The 17,464-nt window shown below is 56.2% G+C and carries 12 protein-coding genes; 3 read left to right on the forward strand and 9 right to left on the reverse strand.

The features are described 5' to 3' along the window. Nucleotides 1–21 precede the first annotated feature (21 nt). Nucleotides 22–405, forward strand: coding sequence for an iron chaperone (locus tag BLR09_RS24290; protein ID WP_093208887.1), 384 nt, complete (start codon nucleotides 22–24; stop codon nucleotides 403–405). A gap of 46 nt (nucleotides 406–451) precedes the next feature. Here BLR09_RS24290 and BLR09_RS24295 read toward each other — a convergent pair whose 3' ends face one another. The 7 genes from BLR09_RS24295 to BLR09_RS24325 all read right to left on the reverse strand — a co-directional run bounded on the left by BLR09_RS24295 (nucleotide 452) and on the right by BLR09_RS24325 (nucleotide 12,823). Next, nucleotides 452–2,830, reverse strand: coding sequence for an ABC transporter permease (locus BLR09_RS24295; protein WP_245690011.1), 2,379 nt, complete (start codon nucleotides 2,828–2,830; stop codon nucleotides 452–454). After that, nucleotides 2,827–5,193, reverse strand: coding sequence for an ABC transporter permease (locus BLR09_RS24300; RefSeq protein WP_093208892.1), 2,367 nt, complete (start codon nucleotides 5,191–5,193; stop codon nucleotides 2,827–2,829). The genes BLR09_RS24295 and BLR09_RS24300 overlap by 4 nt, the downstream gene beginning before the upstream one ends. 190 nt (nucleotides 5,194–5,383) lie before the next feature. After that, on the reverse strand, nucleotides 5,384–6,979 hold the full coding sequence (locus BLR09_RS24305) for a RagB/SusD family nutrient uptake outer membrane protein (RefSeq protein ID WP_093209053.1): 1,596 nt from the start codon (nucleotides 6,977–6,979) through the stop codon (nucleotides 5,384–5,386). A 27-nt stretch (nucleotides 6,980–7,006) separates the two neighbouring features. Next, entirely contained in the window at nucleotides 7,007–10,471 is a 3,465-nt protein-coding gene (locus tag BLR09_RS24310) for a TonB-dependent receptor (RefSeq protein WP_093208894.1), read from the reverse strand. A gap of 15 nt (nucleotides 10,472–10,486) precedes the next feature. Further along, nucleotides 10,487–11,527 carry a FecR family protein gene (locus BLR09_RS24315; RefSeq protein ID WP_093208897.1) on the reverse strand — a complete coding sequence of 347 codons (1,041 nt, stop codon included), beginning with the start codon at nucleotides 11,525–11,527 and terminating at the stop codon, nucleotides 10,487–10,489. Nucleotides 11,528–11,598: 71 nt separating this feature from the next. Further along, on the reverse strand, nucleotides 11,599–12,156 hold the full coding sequence (locus BLR09_RS24320) for an RNA polymerase sigma factor (RefSeq protein ID WP_093208899.1): 558 nt from the start codon (nucleotides 12,154–12,156) through the stop codon (nucleotides 11,599–11,601). 100 nt (nucleotides 12,157–12,256) lie between these two features. Further along, on the reverse strand, nucleotides 12,257–12,823 hold the full coding sequence (locus tag BLR09_RS24325) for a pentapeptide repeat-containing protein (protein ID WP_093208902.1): 567 nt from the start codon (nucleotides 12,821–12,823) through the stop codon (nucleotides 12,257–12,259). 186 nt (nucleotides 12,824–13,009) lie between these two features. Here BLR09_RS24325 and BLR09_RS24330 point away from each other — a divergent pair, with 186 nt between their 5' ends. Beyond that, nucleotides 13,010–13,579, forward strand: a complete 570-nt coding sequence (locus BLR09_RS24330; protein WP_093208904.1) for a 2'-5' RNA ligase family protein — start codon at nucleotides 13,010–13,012, stop codon at nucleotides 13,577–13,579. A gap of 39 nt (nucleotides 13,580–13,618) precedes the next feature. Next, nucleotides 13,619–14,095: a GyrI-like domain-containing protein gene (locus tag BLR09_RS24335; protein ID WP_093208907.1), complete on the forward strand. Its 477-nt coding sequence runs from the start codon at nucleotides 13,619–13,621 to the stop codon at nucleotides 14,093–14,095. 456 nt (nucleotides 14,096–14,551) lie between these two features. On the opposite strand, the gene BLR09_RS24340 is transcribed toward BLR09_RS24335, so the two are convergent. Both BLR09_RS24340 and BLR09_RS24345 read right to left on the reverse strand, forming a co-directional pair. Further along, nucleotides 14,552–15,874 carry a sulfatase family protein gene (locus BLR09_RS24340; RefSeq protein ID WP_093208910.1) on the reverse strand — a complete coding sequence of 441 codons (1,323 nt, stop codon included), beginning with the start codon at nucleotides 15,872–15,874 and terminating at the stop codon, nucleotides 14,552–14,554. 3 nt (nucleotides 15,875–15,877) lie between these two features. Continuing rightward, entirely contained in the window at nucleotides 15,878–17,461 is a 1,584-nt protein-coding gene (locus BLR09_RS24345) for a RagB/SusD family nutrient uptake outer membrane protein (RefSeq protein ID WP_093208913.1), read from the reverse strand. Nucleotides 17,462–17,464: the final 3 nt, after the last annotated feature.

A 17,464-nucleotide genomic window follows, 5' to 3' on the forward strand; every position in this document is an offset into this window, starting at 1 on the left:
CTTACCCGAAACCTTTACCCCATGGATGCCTCGAATAAGTTTGAGTCGGTCGACGAATACAACGCTTCCTTTCCCGACTATATCCGCAAACAACTCGACGAAATACGCCGGATTATTGCCGATACTGTCCCCGACGCCAGCCAGGTAATCAGCTACAACATGCCCGGCTTCCGCCAGCATAAGGTACTCGTCTGGTATGCCGGGTATAAAAACCACATCGGCTTTTATCCTACGCCGTATCCGATCGAAAAATTCAGGGAAGAACTGGCCGGTTTCAAAACGTCCAAAGGTGCGATTCAATTTCCGGTTGATCAGCCCCTTCCGGAGGCGTTAATCCGAACCATTGTCCGCTTCCGGATGGCGCAGGACGCCGAACAGGCGGCGTTGAAAAAGAAGAAGAAGTGACGGTATCGCAATAAAAAATCCCCGGTTGCAGCCGGGGATTTTTTTCTTATTCGCTCTTTAAACTCTTCACCGGATTCACCAGCGCGGCGCGTATGGTTTGATAGCTTACGGTTCCGAGTGCGATACCGATAGCCGATAGCCCGGCTGCTCCGAACATCCACCAGGACAGCGTCGTGCGATACGAATAGCGCGTCAGCCATTCGTTCATCAGGTATGCCGTAACCGGAATGGAAATCAGGCAGGAAATCAGCACCAGGCGGACAAAATCCTTCGATAATAATCCCCACAGCTGGGCGACAGAAGCGCCGAGTACCTTCCGGACGCCTATTTCCTTTACCCGCTGCTCGGCGACAAACGAGGCCAGTCCGAACAGCCCGAGGGAAGAGATAATGACCGTCAGAATGGCAAAGAAACCGGCCAGTTTTCCGACACGCTCTTCAACGGCAAACTTCCGGCCATATTCCTCATCCACGAACCGGTAGGAAAACAGACTTTCCGGATTGTATTTCCGGAATACCGGTTCAACTTTCGCCAGCGCCTCGCGGACAGCTTTGTCCGGCGCCAGGCGGACGTGCATGACGGTAACCGCCTTGTAATTGAGCATAAACCCGGAGGGATTCACCGGCGCAAACGGGTTTTCCTTCACCATATTCCGGACGACGCCGATGACCTGGAATACCTGCCCGTTCCAGCGTACCGTTTCTCCGACCGGATTCCGGAAACCCATCAGTTTCGCTGCTGCCTCGTTGATGATCAGGCCCGCCGAATCAGTTGCCATGCGGCGGCTGAAATCCCGGCCGCGGAGTACTTCCCAGCCGATTGTCCGCCCGAAATCATGGGATATGTAGTTGCCCATCAGGAGGGGTTTGCCGTCGGCGCTTTTGCCTTTCCAGGAGACATCAGTAGTCCCGCCGTCCTGCAGCGTAAGCGATCCCCTTGACGCCGAGACATCCCGTATGGCGCCGGTATGCAGCAATTCATCCCGAAGCGCGTCGTAATGAGAGAATACCTCCGGAAGCAACGCATTGATCTCGAGCAACCCTTCCTTGCTGTACCCGACCGGCCGGTCTTTCGCATACTGGATCTGCTTGAAAACCACCAGCGTACCGATGAGCAGCGTAATCGAAACCGCAAACTGAAACACAACCAGCGCCTGCCGGGGTACCGCGGCAAACCGCCCGGCCCTGAAAGTCCCCTTGAGTACTTTCACCGGCTGGAAAGACGACAGGTAGAAGGCCGGATAACTACCGGCGATGAAGCCCGTCAACCCGCAAAACACGAATGAGCAAAGCCAGAACAGCGGCTCGCCCCAGGGCATGGTGAGTTGCTTACCGGCGACGTTGTTGAAAAACGGCATCAGTAATTCTGCAACAATGAGCGAGAGCGTGAAGGAAAGGACGACGACTACGAGCGATTCGCTGAAAAACTGCGCAATGAGCTTCGACCGCGCCGAGCCGATCGCCTTGCGGATGCCTACTTCCCGGGCGCGTTTCTCGCTCCGTGCCGTACTCAGGTTCATGAAGTTGATACAGGCCAGGAGCAGGATAAACAGACCGATCAGCCCAAACAGGCGCACAAATTCAATCAAACCGCCGACGTTCACGCCGTTTTCAAAATCGTTGTACAAATGCCACTTACGCATGGGATGGACGAAAAACTCCGGCTTGTACGCCGGCGGGTCTTTCTTCTTCATCCGGGTATCGCTGATTTTGGCAGAAACTGATTCAAAATCAGCGCCTTCCCGAAGCTGGACATACACCTGAAAGGAGTTGTTGTCCCATTCCTGCTGCGAGTCCCTGACCCAGCGCTGGGTCGCTACCAGCAGGTTCCAGGGCGCAAGCACGCGTACGTCGTGAAAGGAACTGCTGAGTGGAAAATCCGCATAGACGCCCGCGACCCGGACGGCTTCCTTATTATCCAGCTTCAGTACCTGATTGAGCGGGCTCGCTTCGCCGAAGATTTCCGTTGCGACGGACTTTGACAGCAGGACAGAGCGGGGATCTTTCAACGCATCTTTTGTCCCGGAGAGCATCCGCAGCGATACCATATCGGGAAAAGGAGCTTCAACGAAATTCCCGGATTCGCGGAACTTCCGGTCGCCGTCCGCCAGAATAAATTCCGATCCTTTCGAAAGACTGACAGACTGAAACTCAGGGTATTTGCTGCGTAATTCTTCCGCCAGCGGCTGAGGCGTGACACCGTAAGAGGCCTTTTCCCCCGTAAAATTTACAAACTGCCAGACCTGCCCCAGCCGATCCCGATGCGCGTGGACCGAATCAAACGTAAACTCATCCACGATCCAGAGGCCGATCAGCAGTGCTACCGCCATTCCGGAGGCCAGCCCGGCAATATTGATGAACGAGTACATTTTCTGCCTCAGCAGCTGGCGAAATGCGATTTTGAGGTAGTTACGAAACATAGTCATTCGGATTTGAGGCTTTTGACGGGATTGGCGAGCGCCGCCGAGACAGATTGGTAACCCACAGTGAGCAGCGTCAGAACGACGACAATACCACCCGCCAGCACAAAGAGATCGGGCGCGAGGTCGACCCGGTAGGCGAAATCACTGAGCCATTGATGAAGCGCCCAGGCCGTCAGCGGAAACGCCAGCACGAGCGCCAGCAGACTGAGCCGCAGGAAATCGCCGGCGAGAAGCAGGGTCACGCTTATGACGGACGCGCCAATCACTTTCCGGATACCGATTTCTTTCTTGCGGCGCTGCGCCGTAAAAGCAGCCAGCCCGAATAACCCGAGACAGGTAATCAGGATCGCCAGCGCCGAAAACCAGAAGGAGAGGGTACCTATGCGCATTTCGGCGGCATATTGGGCCTGATAGTTTTCGTCGAGAAACGTCGCTTCAAACGGCGCCGTACGGTAAAACTGCTGGTACCGGGCCTGAATCTGCGCCAATGTCTCCTGCTCAGCTCCAGCCCGGAGCCGCACAAGGGCATTCGGCATCGCCGGGTATACCTGGAAGAAGCAGGGCTTGACGGGCTGGTAAAGGGACTCGAAATGGAAATCCCGGACGACACCGACAATGACCCGGTCCTGTCCCCAGAAGCGTATTGTTTTTCCGACCGGATCTTTCAGTCCCATCTGGCGGATCGCCGTTTCGTTGAAGACAATTTCCCGGGTCGAATTCGGCGTATAGGAAAACGACCGGCCTTCTTTCAGCTTCATGCCGGTGGTTTCCAGAAACCGGTACCCGACTTCCAGATTGGCAAAATCGATGGTTTTTCCGGCCGGTTTTCCGGGCCAGGTGAAGTCGGAAATGTTTCCGTGCTGACCGGTCAGGGTATGGTAATAGCTCGAGACATCGGCGATGCCGGGGAGGGTCCGCAATTCCCCCAGAAAAGACTCCGCGCGGCCAAGACTGACCGAATCCATCTCCATGGGTATCTCAAAATGAACGAGGTGATCCCGGTTATAGCCCAGATCCCGGTGGCGGATCAGGCTTAATTGCCGGTAGATGACGAGGGAAGAAACGATAAACATAGCAGACAGCGCCACCTGCGTTACCACCAGCCCTTTCCGGACACCGGCTTCGGTGGAGGAGGCTTTCAGCGAGCCCTTCAGCGCGCCGACGGGCTGAAAACCGGACAGGTATACGGCGGGATAGCTGCCGGCGAGGAGGCCGGTCAGTAAAGTCACTCCGATGATCACAGCCAGCTGGGGTATGTCAAAATTCAGCGCGAGGGTTTTGCCGGAAAAGGTATTGAAAGCCGGCAGGAGTAGTTCCACCGTCAGAATCGCGATGCCCAAAGCCAGAAACGCCAGAAGAATGGATTCTGCCAGAAAATGGGCAATCAACGTACTCCTGGCGGCGCCGAGCGTCTTTTTGACGGCTACTTCTTTGGCCCGGGTCATCGACCGCGCCGTACTCAGGTTGGTGAAGTTGACACAGGCGATGAGCAGGATAAACGCGCCGATCAGCGCAAACAGCCGGACATACCCGACGCGCCCGCCCGTGACAACGCCGTTTTCAAACGTGCCGAACAGGTATTTATCCGCGTAGAGCAACGGCACCAGTTCGGTTTTGACATTCGGAGCGTGGGCGGTAATGAAGTACTTTATTTTTCGGTTGAAAGCGGCCTCGTCGGCCCCCGGGCGCAGGCGTACAAACGTACCCGGATCGCTGTTCGTCCATTCCTTCATTCCGGGTCGTTTCTCAACAAAGAGGGCAAAAGACGCCATGACGTCGAACGGCTCCGTTTCGTAGCGGGTGGGCGTCCGGAAAACGCCGCCGATGGTATACGGACCGGAAAATTCTCCGAGCTCCCAGCGTACGGTTTTCCCGACTGCCGCGGCGGCGGAACCGAACAGCCGCACGGCAACGTCTTCCGATACGGCCAGCGTTTCTTTGTTCCGGAGAAAAGACAGGCGGTCTCCTGCCACAAACGGGCAATCAAACACCGAGAAATAGCCGGGTCCGGCAAACTGACCGCGGACTTTCAGCGCTCTGTCTTTCGAAAAGAGAACACCCCTTCCCGGAAACCAGGAAGCCTGGAGAACAGTTGCAGTAGCTTGTACCTCAGGTAGTTCGGCGGAGATGGCGTCCGCCAGCGGACCGGGCGTATTGGCGATCGTCCGGATGCCGTCTTCCTGCGGATAGTTGGCCATGAGCTGGTATACGCCCTCGGGATGGACGCGCCCCATCTTCATTTCGTCCCGTATCCAGAGGTAGATCAACAGGGTACAGGTCAGCCCCGCCGCAAGACCGGCGAGGTTCAGGAAGGCAGACCGGCGCTCCTTGAGGAGATTACGCCAGGCCATTTTCAGGACCGTCATAGCAGAAGAGATAGGATACCGATGGCGATACCAAATCCGTGCCTCAGGGCGGGTGCTGTTTTTATATTTCTGATAACCAATAGATTATATAAAAAGATATGTTCGAAACCGAACAGCCTCCGTCCGCCTGCGGACAAACAAAAATAGCCCGGCAGCATGCTGCCGGGCCTGTGGGTGGAAAGACGGAACGTTAATTCCAGGTATTGGCAATGTCGCGGGCGACGTTGGGGTTATAGTTTTTCTCGACATCCGGAATCGGCAGGAGGACGTGCTTGTCCTGGAAGGGCTGCTTGCCGTCCCCCGGCTCAGCCGCCCGCTGGGCATTCAGCGTTTCTTTGGCAATACCCCAGCGGATAAGGTCGAAGTACCGGGACTGCTCGCCGCATAATTCAATCTGCCGCTCCCGGCGGAGGATGGTCGTGGCATTTGCCTGGTCGCCAAGGGTCGTATAGGCAAAGGCGCCCGCCCGTGCGCGCACGGCGTTGATGTACTTCAGCGGCTCGGCGCCGGTATTTCCCTGCTGGATATATGCTTCGGCGAGCATCAGGAGGACATCGGCATAGCGGATTACCTGGCCGTTGATCGGGCTTTGCGGACCGCCATAGGAGGCTATGTCCTCGTAGTATTCGTATTTACGCCAGACGTAATAGCCCTGCGGATCGGCGGCATTGAAGGGAAAGGATATCTTTCCTTCCTTGCAGCGTTCGCAGTAGACGGTATCGCCGCCGCTGGCTTTGCTGCCGTAAAAGGTGAAGGCCGCCCGCGGGTCGGTATACGACGCGCCGGTACCGGGATTGGTATAGGTAAACGCTTTCACGACGGTTGTCGGCACATACACGTTGAACCAATCCTTGAAACCGTATTCCTGCGCCCGGTCAGAGTGGCTGGCCTTGCCGCCCCAGGTTTCCTGTCCTCCGAAAACATAGTACTGATTACCGATACCCCAGTCGGTCCAGGCGGCATTCATCACCTGAAAGATATTCTCGGGAGTACTCTGGTTGGTCATGCTGAAGAGGTCGTCGTACGAAGGCGCCAGCGCATACGTAAACGGCGCTGCTGTGAGCTGGGTCAACGTAGCCTGCGCCTGTGCCCATTTTTTCTGGTAGAGGTACGACTTGCCGAGGAGCGCGAGCGCGGCGCCTTTGGTAGCCCGGCCGAGGCCGGTAGCAGCGTCATAGGTGACGGGCAGATCGGCGGCAGCCTGCGTCAGGTCGTTTTCAATGAAGCTCCAGATCGCAGCTACGGATGCCCGGGAAGGGTAGTTGTTGACTACCGTACTGTCATACGAAGTATAGAGCGGCGCGCGGCCCCACAGGTTCACGATGTTGAAATAGGCATAGGAACGCAGGAAACGGGCTTCAGCTACGTACTGCTTCGCCTTAGCCTGGTCGGCGGGCACGGTCGGGTTCCAGGCATTGGCCCGGTCAATCACCACATTGGCCCGGAAAATCAGGCGGTAGAGGCTATTCCACAGTTGGCCGATCTGCGTCTGGCTGGTACCGAAGGAGTAATCGGCGAGCTGCGCCATATCCCCCTGCAGGTTCGTGGATTTCTTGGCGTCGTACCCGAGGAGATCAAAAATAAAGTAATACTCCCGGGACCACAGCCCGTTGTGCAGCAGCGTGGCGTAGGTAGCGATAGTGGCCTGGTTAAGACCGTCGGCCGAGTTGAAGTACGTCGCGTAGTCGTAGTTGCTGAGGCTGGATAGCTCCAGCTTCGATTTATCGCAGCTCACGATACCGAAGCCGCCGGCGAGCAGGAACAAAAGGAAAAATATCTTTTTCATCGTCATGTCGATAGAGAGGTGAAACCGCTAGAAACCGAGTTGAATACCGCCGAGGAGCGTCCGGGGTTGGGGGAGCTGGAGACGGTCGTCGATTCCGCGGGAGAAAATGTAACTGCCGCCGTTCTGCGTGCTGACTTCGGGGTCATACCCGGTGTACTTCGTGAACGTCAGCAGGTTTTGCCCGGCGACAAACAGGCGTACGCTCCGGACTGCTTTTCCGCCGGCGATCTTCCCCAGAAGTCCCTGTGGCAGCGAATAGCCCAGCGTAACGTTCCGGACGCGGAGGTAGTCTCCGTTTTCAAGCCACCAGTCGGAGGGACGGAGGTTGCCGTCGCCCGTCGCGCTCTGGCCCGCCCGCGGCAGGGAGGCGATATCTCCGGATTTACGCCAGCGGTCGAGGATAGCCGTCGACGCATTATGCCCGGTTGATTCGTTGTGGGTGACGAACTTGAAGGCATTCACCAGTTTTAGTCCACCGACCCCGGAAAGTACCAGGTTGAAATCGAAGTTCCGGAAGTTGAAACCGGCGTTGATTCCGTACACGACTTTGGGAATGGGGTTGCCGAGGATTTTCATATCCGTTGGCGTGACTTTCCCGTCTCCGTCAATATCCTTGAAAATGAAGTCGCCCGGTAATAACCCTCCCTGATATACCGCAGCGGCGTCGCCGCTTTGTTGCCGGGCACGAGCGTTGAGTGCGTCGATTTCCGACTGATCCTTCGCGACATGGTCCAGCGAATAACCGTAGAACGAGCCGATCGCCGATCCGGCGGCGGTATAGGTAAACGTCGGCAGGTTACTGAACGACCCTGCCTGAATGGGCGCGGCGAACTCGCTGCCAAGAGAGAGTACCTTGTTGTCGTTGATGCCGATATTCCCGTTCACATTGTAGTGGAAGTCCTTTCCGGCCGTACTCCGGTACCCGAGCGTAATTTCAATGCCCTTGTTCTGCGCACTGGCGGCGTTGGCATACTTGCTGGGCTGTCCGCCGGAGAGCGACGCGCCCGTACTGCCTGACACCGGTACGCTGACGAGCAGCCCGGTACTCTTCCGGTTGTACCAATCCAGACCCAGGGTCAGCTTGTTGTCGAGGAAGGCCAGGTCCAATCCGATGTCAGTCTGATCCGTCGTTTCCCACTTGATATTCGGGTTGGCCAGGGTGTTGATGGTGGTGCCCGGGTTGAACCCTTCGTTGGTGCCGAGGGAATACACCAGGTTACCGTTCGGATTGCCGCTGAAGGTCAACACAGACGTTACGCCCGTTGTCGGAATGCTGTTGTTTCCGGTACGGCCCAGGCCGACGCGCACCTTGCCGTCGCTGAGGAAGGGCAGTCCGCTTTTGAAGACGGCTTCATCCGTAAAGCGCCAGGCCAGACCGAGTCCGTAGAAATTCCCGAAGCGATTGTTGGCGCCGAAGTTGGACGCGCCGTCCCGCCGGTAGCTGGCTGAGAAAATGTAGCGGTCGTCATAGGTATATCCCACCCGTCCGAAGTACGAAATCACCGAAGAACGGGCATAGCCATATGCACTTCCGCTGACGGTCTGGGTTTGTGCGACGCTGATATTCTGGATGTTATCATTGGGAATGTTGGTGCCGTTGGCCGTTACGCTCGACGACCGCCCCGGATCCAGGTAGCTATTCCCGATGGTGCCGGATACATTGTGTTTGCCGAATTGCCGGTTGTACGAGAAGTAGTTTTCGATCGTGTAAAAGGAACTGTTGTTGTATCCAAGTGTCGCCTGCCGTGGATTCGAGAGGTTGTTTCCACCGTTGTAGGCATATTGATAGCTGTCGGATCGCCCGCCGCCGATCTGCGCCGACAGCTGAGTCCGGAAGCGAAGCCCGGCAAACAGGTCTACTTCTGCGTAAAACTGCGGGAAGAAGACGAAGCTGGTCGTAACCGGCTTTTTCAGGTTAATGACAGCCAGCGGGTTATTTCCATTGCTGAAGTCGTCGATGTTCGTTGTATTGGAATACCCGCCGGGAATCGTCGGATCAAAAACCGGCTTGTACGGCGCATAATACACGGCATCGTTGATGCTCGCGATTTCTCCCTTGTCCTTCACGTAGCGGATGTTGAGCGTCTGGCCGAAGCGGAAGCGCCCGAGGGTTTCGTCGAGTGCGAAGCGGGCTGTAGTCCGGTTATCGACGAAGGCTTTGACGATCGCTTCCTGGCTCATATGGCTCAGGGAGAAGTTGTAGCTGACCTTGTCGCTGCCTCCGCTGACGTTGATGTCATTCTGAGAGACGAGTCCGTTCCGGAAAATCTGATCCTGCCAGTCGTTGCGGGTGACGAGCACATCCGGTGTGCTGAATTTCGCCGGCAGGGCCGAGTTGGTCGTCGCCGCGAAATCCCGGAGCAGGTCTACGTATTGGGAGGCGTTGAGCAAGTCGAGCCGTTTCCAGGCTGACGATACCCCCCACTGGGAGTTGACGCTGATTTTCGGCGCACCGGATTTGCCGCGTTTCGTGGTAATGATCACGACTCCGTTTGCCGCTGCCGAGCCGTAAATGGCTGTGGATGAGGCGTCTTTTAGAATCGTAATGTTCTCGATATCCTGCGGAGCCAGGGTATTGAACATCGTTTTGCTGCCCTGGATACCGTCGATGACATAGAGCGGATCTACGCCTGTAAACGAGCCCGTACCGCGGATGAGAATCTGCGAGTCGGAACCTGGCGTGCCGTTTGACTGGAGTACCTGAACCCCGGCCGACTTGCCGATCAGCAGCTGGGAGGCGTTGGTAGCGGTAGTGGAGCCGGCTTCTTTCGTGGAAATCAGGTCGAGGGCGCCGACGACGTCTTTTTTCTTCGCCGTTCCGTAACCGATGACGACGACTTCACTCAGCGCCTGATCGCTCGGGTTGAGCTTGATGTTGAGGAACGTCTGTTCGCCCACGGTTACTTCCTGCGAAGCATAGCCGACATAGCTGAACACCAGCACAGCCGATTTATCGGAAACCTGAATCGTAAATTCCCCCGCCGAGTCGGTTACGGTGCCTTGCTGGGTACCTTTCAGGCGTACGCTGACGCCGGGGAGGCCCTTGCCTCTTTCGTCCACGACCGTTCCCCGGATGGGCGCTGCGAACACCACCACCGGCATCAGCGCCCGCAGGCCGGGGCGCATTTTGGCCTGGGGGGCCAGGTCCGTCAACAGGATGTATTTCCCCGAAACTTCATAGGAAATATTCAGGGGATGAAGCAACTGATCGAGCAGGTTGCCGAGGCGTTCCTTTTTCTGACGGATGGATACCTTCTGGTCCGACCGGATGACCTCCGGACTGAACACAAACCGGATGTTCCCTTCCTTCTCCAGCGCATGGAGCGCCCGCGCCACGTCCTGATTTTCAACATGTAGCTTGACGGTCTGATCGAGTACCTGCGCGCCGGCCGTCGCCGTCAGGGTTAAACTGGTAAGCAGAACGTGCCCCGTCGCGTGTAGCCAGCGACGGGCCTTTGTTCCGAAAGAAGTTGCATGTAAGAGGTTTTGCATTGTTTTTACGGGTTTTTACGGAATCACATCGGGTGAAGGGGAGGTGGCGGCACATCCCCGGCTGGAGATGACAATCTGGGCGTCGACGACTTCATACGAAGCCCGCAGAACCCGGCAGATCAGGTCCAGTTTTTCGTACAGACTCTCGTTTCCGAGCGGCGCCGTAACGGTACACCGGGCCAGCGCCTCGCTGTCGTACAGAATCGGCACGCCATAGCTTTGCTGGAGACGGGTAAAGACCTCGGAGACAGGGGTATCCTGAAAATGAAAAGAAACGTCAGGCGAGGTATGCAACAGCAGCGGCTGCTCCACCAGCGTCTTCGACAGGCGCTCGGTGGCCTTGCGGTATACGCCCATCTGGTTGGGTAGCAGGACGATATGCTCGCCGGTCGCTTCGGGAGCGGTGACGGATACCTTGCCGGTCACTACTTTCACGACAACATCTCCGGATGCCGACTGCACCGAAAAGCTCGTCCCGAGTACCCGCGTCGTAACCTGGCCGGTATATACCTGAAACGGCCGTTCGGGCATGCGCACGACATTGAAAAAGGCCTCCCCGTCGAGTTGTACATTACGCCGGGCAAAATCCCGGGAGTAGCAGATGCGGCTTCCGGGCTCAAGCGTTACTACAGAGCCGTCCGGGAGGGTAATGCTCCGGCGGGCAGAGCTCGTGTTGCACTCTTCCTGCTGGCCCGCAGGCGCCAGACCGATCGTCTGCCGGATCGGCTCCCGGAAGGTATACCAGCCGAGTCCGCCGACGGCCAGAACCGCCACGGAAGCCGCCGCTGCGATCCACCAGCGTAGCGACCGGACCGGCGTGATCCGGTTTTGGAGGGTTTCGGTCCGGGCGAGGATGTCTTCGTCGCTGAGAGGCGCGTCCTCCATCCCCAGACCGGCAACAAGAAAGCGGGCCTGACGAATCTCCTCTTCTTTCTCCGGATGACCCTGCCGGAAGGTTTCCCAGAAGGTATCCTCAGGGGGAAGTTCGCCGCCGACCCATCTTCGGAAATAAGGATCGAGGACAAAATCTTCACAGGTAAAATGGCTGTAATCCATGATAGAATTGTGTTCTATCTGGAAAAGGGAGGGGATTCTGCGTTTGTACTGAAAAATTTCCGGAAAAAATTTTACTCGTCCCGGAACCAGGCTGTTTTGAGGTCGCGGAGCGCGGTATGGAGCAGGTTGCGGGTCGACTGATTCGTGATCGACATCAGCGCGGCGATCTGCTCGTAGTCCAGCTCCTGGTAGAACTTGAGGTAGATCACTTCCCGCTGCCGCTTGCTGAGCTGGCTGACCATGTGACGGAGTTTTTTCAACTGCCACTCCGAGGTCTCTATTTCAATCAGCCGGCTCTCGATGGAAAATTCTCCGACGAAGTCAAGGTCCTCATCTACAGAGAGGTACTGGGACTCCCGCCGGGTTTCGTGCTGGATTTTACGGCGAAGGGCTTTGAGCAAGTAAAAACGCACCTGTTCCGTCTCGGCGAGGTATTCCCGGCGCTTCCAGAGGTCGAAAAACAGCTCCTGGATGCAGTCGTCAACGAGCCCGTGATCGCGGGTGAGTTTCGTACCGTAGTGGTAGAGCGTGCGGTAAAATCCCCCGGCCAGGCGGGCAAAGGCTTCCCGGTCGCCCTTCCGGAAGGCGAGCCAGAGTTCCGTTGCTTCGGTCGCGCACGGCGGCTTCATCGTTAATTCGTGTCAGTTTGACATTTTAAAACAGCAAACAGAAGTCGTCCGCTTACTGAGTTTACAGGCAGTTGATGAAGAAGTCGTTTTTCCGGCCGGGTTACTCCGAAACCGAGAGGTCGTACTTGGCCAGCAGCCCCGGCAGCTGGTACAGGGAAACGCGCGTTTTCTTGAATGTATTGACGTCCGGATCCATGCGCAGGTGGAAGGACGAGATAAAGTCGGTACGAACGAGCTGGTTTTCTTCAAAGACCGCGCGTTCCAGGTTACAGGAAGAGAAGACGGCGTCGGTGAGGTTACAACCGATGAAATGGGCCGACGTAAGGGAACATTCGTCGAAACGGGCTTTGGATAGGTTCCGCCGGAGGAAGGTATTGTGGTCCATCCGGCAGTTTTCAGCACGAATGGCAAAGCCGAAGGCATCCGAATCTCCGAAATTGAGGTGGGTCATTTCGCAATTGCGGAAGAGGACAGTTGCCAGCTGGGTACCGCTGAGTACCGCCTTTGAAAGGAGGCAGTCGTCGAAGCGGCAGTTAATGAAACGGGACTTGCGGAAATCGGCGCCGGTGAGCGTCAATCCCGTGAAGCGGCACTCTTCAAATTCAGATGCGGCCCAGGTGGGAGGCAGGGGGTCGGACCCGGTAAACGTATGCTGGTAATACTCCATGGGGTGAACGGCAGAAGACGGCCGCGGGGACAAAAATGAACGGTTTCGGGCGAAAATAAAAGCATTCCGGCCTGGCAAAGCGGATACCGGCACCGTTCCCGGTTGTTTTGCCTGCTAAGAAAAGTATCGTTGTAAGGGTTTGGTTTTCAGGAGAATTTCGGTAGTTTGGTTGAAAAATCGATAGCCATGAAAACAGAAATTACCTATTCCGTTGTCTTCCTTTTTCCGGAAGAAATTGCCCGGCAGATCCGGGCGTTCAAAATGGATCTGAAAACCGTCATTAATTGGTTTCCCAGCTGCCATTCTGACCCGCATATGACGATCTGCGAGTTTGTCATTGAGCGTGAGAGGCTGCCTTACTATATGGCCAGGCTTCGCACTTTTTGTGAAAAATACCCGCCGGTCTATGCCCGTATGGATGGTACCGGTACATTTCCGACTACGTATTTTGTAAAGCCTGACGATTATACAATGTCCGTCCTCGGTCGCTATGCCGAAGCGCTGGTCAGATACGTTTTTGGTAGAAAAATCAATTGGAACGGACACGCGACGATCGGTCGCAAGCTAAACCCCGTTGAGTTGGCCGCGGCGAAGGCGCTGTTTGATGGCATGCCGATTGATTTCCGGTTTTTGTGCGATAGTATTTACCTGCGTGAATTTGATCATTCGCTGGGACAATTCCGGGTAATCGATTCCTTCCGTCTTTCGGGAATGGATAATTTCAATGATACGTCGAAGCAATTGACACTTTTCTGACAGGCGGGCGTATCTTTCCCGAAAACAAGTCTATATCCTATGTCATTACCTTCTCCCCGAATCGAAACCATCGGGGCTAAATATTTCGTGGGTATACGCCTGCCCATGTCCTTTGCGGCGAACCGGACGGCTGAACTCTGGCAGACCTTTATGCCGTTACGGGCGCGGATCGAAAACCGTGTATCTGCGGAGTTGTATTCGCTTCAGGTATATCCGCCGGCACTGACAATGGAAACCTCCTTTGAAAAATGGGCGCTGGCCGAGGTCGCTGAAGGAGTACCTGCCCCGGAAGGTATGGAATCATTCCGGCTGGAAGGCGGGCAGTATGCTGTATTTCAGTACAAGGGCCATCCGGCGGCGGCGCAGCCGTTTTTCCAGGAGATATTTCAGGTATGGTTGCCGGCATCCGGTTATATCCTCGACGACCGCCCGCATTTTGAAATCCTCGGCGCTGCCTACCGGAATAATCACCCGGATTCGGAAGAGGAGGTATGGATACCCGTTAAAAAGAACTAGCGTGGCGAGTTTGCACCGGTAGGTACAGCCTACCCACTAAAAAAGTGCGTAGCGGATGCTACCGTAGTGGAGCTACGCACGGCGGGCGCCCAGGCCTGGTCACAAAAAAGAAGATAGAAACAAAAAAGAAGTATGTAGGGAAATTTCCTAATCCGCAGCGGGACTGGCTGCCTGCCGTGCGTGGCATCCGCTACGCACTTTTTAGTCAGTAGGCTGCGCCTACGTTGCCGTTGCTTAGGAAAAGGATGCAACGTCTTCATAATCAGTTTGATTACACGCTGAGTTTATGGAGGTAGGCACAGCCTACCCATTAAAAAAGTGCGTAGTGGATGCTACGCACGGCGGGCACCCAGGCCTGGTCACAAAAACCGAAAACGGAAGACCGAAAACCGAAAACAAAGGGGCCGGCAAACCTGCCAGCCCCCAACTCTAAACCCCCAACCCTAAACTCAAAACTCAATTCTCACTCTCCCCCGTAAAACTCTCAAACAGTTTCTGCAGCGAGGCCGCCACTTCCGGTTGCTCTTTCGCGACGTTCACCCGCTCATTGGGATCGTTGGCGAGGTTGAAAAGTTCGATTTTCTTTTCGCCTTTATCCGTCGTTACCCGGTATTTCCAGTCGCCCTGGCGTATCACCTCAGCTTTTCCATTTTGGACGTAGAAAATCGGACGGTGCGGCTGGGTTTCTTTCTTCCCGAGAAGGATGTTGCTGACCGCCTGCCCGTCGAGCGTGCGGCCCTTTGGCAGCGCGGCGCCTGTCCATTGCGCGAGCGTCGGTAATACGTCCAGGCAGCTCAGCATGGATGTTTCCACCTTGCCGACCGGCGTATGGCCTTTCCAGTACACCAAAAATGGCACCCGAACGCCGCCTTCATAGGTTTCACCTTTTTTGCCACGAAATACACCTGTCGTACCGACGTGCCAGGGCCGCGTAAATCCGTCTCCGCTCATGCGGGCGGGGTAGTCGATCCACGGACCGTTGTCGCTCGAGAAAAAGAAGATGGTATTGTCGGCCAGCCCCTGCTGCTCCAGCGCCTGCCAGATGCGGGCAAGGCCGGCGTCGAGCTCTTCGACGACATCGCCGAGCGGCCCGCCTGCCGAGCGACCCTGATTGGCCTTCGTCGACGCCAGCGGCAGGTGCGGCATGTTATGGGCCAGGTACAGGAAGAAGGGTTTATTCTTCGCCTGTTTCTTCACGAATTTGACCGCTTCCTGGGTGTAAAGCTCTGTCAGTGAGGCCGACTCCGGTTTTTCGATTTCCGGTGTACGATTCCGGAAGATCTTCAGCGTGGTATCCGTCTGCACGTAAGGCGCTTTGTAGTCATGACTGTAGAGCAGGCCGTAGTACGAATCAAAGCCCTGCGCAGTCGGGTGGTGATACGGCTTGGAGTCGCCCAGGTGCCATTTCCCGATCATCGCCGTGGTATAGCCAACGGTTTTGAGCATTTCGGGAAGGGTTACTTCCTGGTCCGGCATGCCCAGCGGCGATCCGGGAGGAATCGGGTAGGGCAGGTTCATGCGGGACGGGTACCGGCCGGTCAGCAGCGAAGCCCGCGACGGCGTGCAGGAAGGCGTCGTGACGACATAGTTCGTCGCCCGCAGTCCTTTCGCCGCCATACCATCCAGAAAAGGCGTTTTGATGGACGGATTACCGTAGCAACCGATGTCGGAATAGCCCATGTCGTCGGTCAGAACGAACACGATATTGGGTTTCTGCTGTGCATGCACCGCCTGCGAACAAAGCAGCGCTGCCGCGAAAAGCAAGGGAGAGTACTTCATGATTTACCAGCCTGGATTTTGGGTAAGTGAGGGATTCAGGTCGCGTTCCTTTTGCGGAATGGGCCAAAGATAATGGCGGGATTTGTCGAACTGGCGGTTAAATGCGACCACCTGTACCGTAACCGGCGACCCGCTGGCCGGTTGGTAAGTCATGCCGTAAACCGGTCCGGTCATGACGGTTTCAGCCGTCTTCCAGCGGCGGATGTCAAACAGACGCAGTCCTTCAAAGGCCAGTTCAACCGCCCGCTCGCGGCGGATGACCGTCCGCAGATCGGTTTGCGTAGCGCCGGAAGCTATGGCCGGTTGCTTCACATCCGACCGTCCGTTGCGGACGAGGTTCAGCGCCGTAAGTACCGTCGCATCGATCTGATTCAGTTCCGTTTTCGCTTCGGCATAGGTCAGCAATACCTCTGCATAGCGCAGCAGGATGATGTTGATGCCGTTGTTGGACGGATTGGCATAATCCTCCGTATTGATGTACTTCTTGATGTTGAAGCCTGTCGTCGACGCGATATAGGTACTTCCGATGGCGTCAGCGGTACCGCTGTTCGGCGCCGGGAGGAATTTGGCGCCGCTCGGCAGTACATCGCCTGAAAGGTAGACGGAAAAGCGCAGGCGCGGATCCCGTCCCGCGGCCGGATTCAGGGCGTCGTAACCGCTGGCCGGGTCTGAAATCAGCTTGCCGGAAGCCATTTCATAGGTATCGACCAGGGCTTTGGTAGGAACATAGTAGCTCTGTGCGTTTTTCTGGCTATATGGCGCCAGGAGGTTGAATACCGCGTTGGAGTAGGTATCCTTGATAAACTGTTTGTCGAGAATGACCTCCCTGTTGTTTTCCGCGGCATAGCTAAAGAGCTTTTCGTAGCTGTCATTGAGCCCGTAGGTACCCGACTGAATTACCTGGTTGGCAGCGTCCGCGGCGAGCTGATACCGACCGGCATACAGATCGGCACGGGCTTTGAGCGCCAGGGCAGCCCCTTTTGTGATGCGGCCCTTGTCGGCCGTGGCATACGTGGCGGGCAGGAGAGTAGCGGCTTCTGTGAGTTCCTTGTCTACAAAATCCCAGATTTCCGTAACGGTATTCCGCGTCAGTTTCCGGCCTTCTTCGATGGAAATGGACTTTGTCACGAGCGGTACGTCGCCAAAAAAACCGGCCAGTTTGATGTACTGATACGCCCGGAGTACTTTCGCTTCTCCCTTGAACTGCCCGATGAGCGCGGTATTGGTCGAAGCTACTTTGTCTACGTTTTCCAGAAAGTAGTTCGTCGCCCGGATACCGCGGTACGCGTTGGTCCATTCGGTCAGTAGCTTGGAGCTGGTGGCGTCATAGGTCCCCAGCTCGACATAGGCCTGTACGTCGAAGTTCTGGTTGGTATGAGCGATGTCGGTGACGGCGTCCCAGGTAAAGATCGATGTCCCGTCGAGGTCGTTGTAGAGGGAGTTGACGGCGAGCCGCGCGTCGTTTTCATTTTTCCAGAAGACACTTTCGGAAAGACGGTCATTCGGAACCGTTTCCAGCAGGCCCCGGTCGCAGGCCGACAAGCCGGCCATCAGACCCAGGGTGAGTATTGCGAGGCGTAACTTCATGAC

Source organism: Siphonobacter aquaeclarae, assembly GCF_900103285.1.
Classification (GTDB): Bacteria; Bacteroidota; Bacteroidia; order Cytophagales; family Spirosomataceae; genus Siphonobacter; species Siphonobacter aquaeclarae.

Coding starts and splice junctions, on each gene's coding strand:
- BLR09_RS24290 (WP_093208887.1), top strand. CDS start 22: ATGGATGCCTCGAATAAGTTTGAGTCGGTCGACGAATACAACGCTTCC.
- BLR09_RS24295 (WP_245690011.1), bottom strand. CDS start 2,830: ATGACTATGTTTCGTAACTACCTCAAAATCGCATTTCGCCAGCTGCTG.
- BLR09_RS24300 (WP_093208892.1), bottom strand. CDS start 5,193: ATGACGGTCCTGAAAATGGCCTGGCGTAATCTCCTCAAGGAGCGCCGG.
- BLR09_RS24305 (WP_093209053.1), bottom strand. CDS start 6,979: ATGAAAAAGATATTTTTCCTTTTGTTCCTGCTCGCCGGCGGCTTCGGT.
- BLR09_RS24310 (WP_093208894.1), bottom strand. CDS start 10,471: ATGCAAAACCTCTTACATGCAACTTCTTTCGGAACAAAGGCCCGTCGC.
- BLR09_RS24315 (WP_093208897.1), bottom strand. CDS start 11,527: ATGGATTACAGCCATTTTACCTGTGAAGATTTTGTCCTCGATCCTTAT.
- BLR09_RS24320 (WP_093208899.1), bottom strand. CDS start 12,156: ATGAAGCCGCCGTGCGCGACCGAAGCAACGGAACTCTGGCTCGCCTTC.
- BLR09_RS24325 (WP_093208902.1), bottom strand. CDS start 12,823: ATGGAGTATTACCAGCATACGTTTACCGGGTCCGACCCCCTGCCTCCC.
- BLR09_RS24330 (WP_093208904.1), top strand. CDS start 13,010: ATGAAAACAGAAATTACCTATTCCGTTGTCTTCCTTTTTCCGGAAGAA.
- BLR09_RS24335 (WP_093208907.1), top strand. CDS start 13,619: ATGTCATTACCTTCTCCCCGAATCGAAACCATCGGGGCTAAATATTTC.
- BLR09_RS24340 (WP_093208910.1), bottom strand. CDS start 15,874: ATGAAGTACTCTCCCTTGCTTTTCGCGGCAGCGCTGCTTTGTTCGCAG.
- BLR09_RS24345 (WP_093208913.1), bottom strand. CDS start 17,461: ATGAAGTTACGCCTCGCAATACTCACCCTGGGTCTGATGGCCGGCTTG.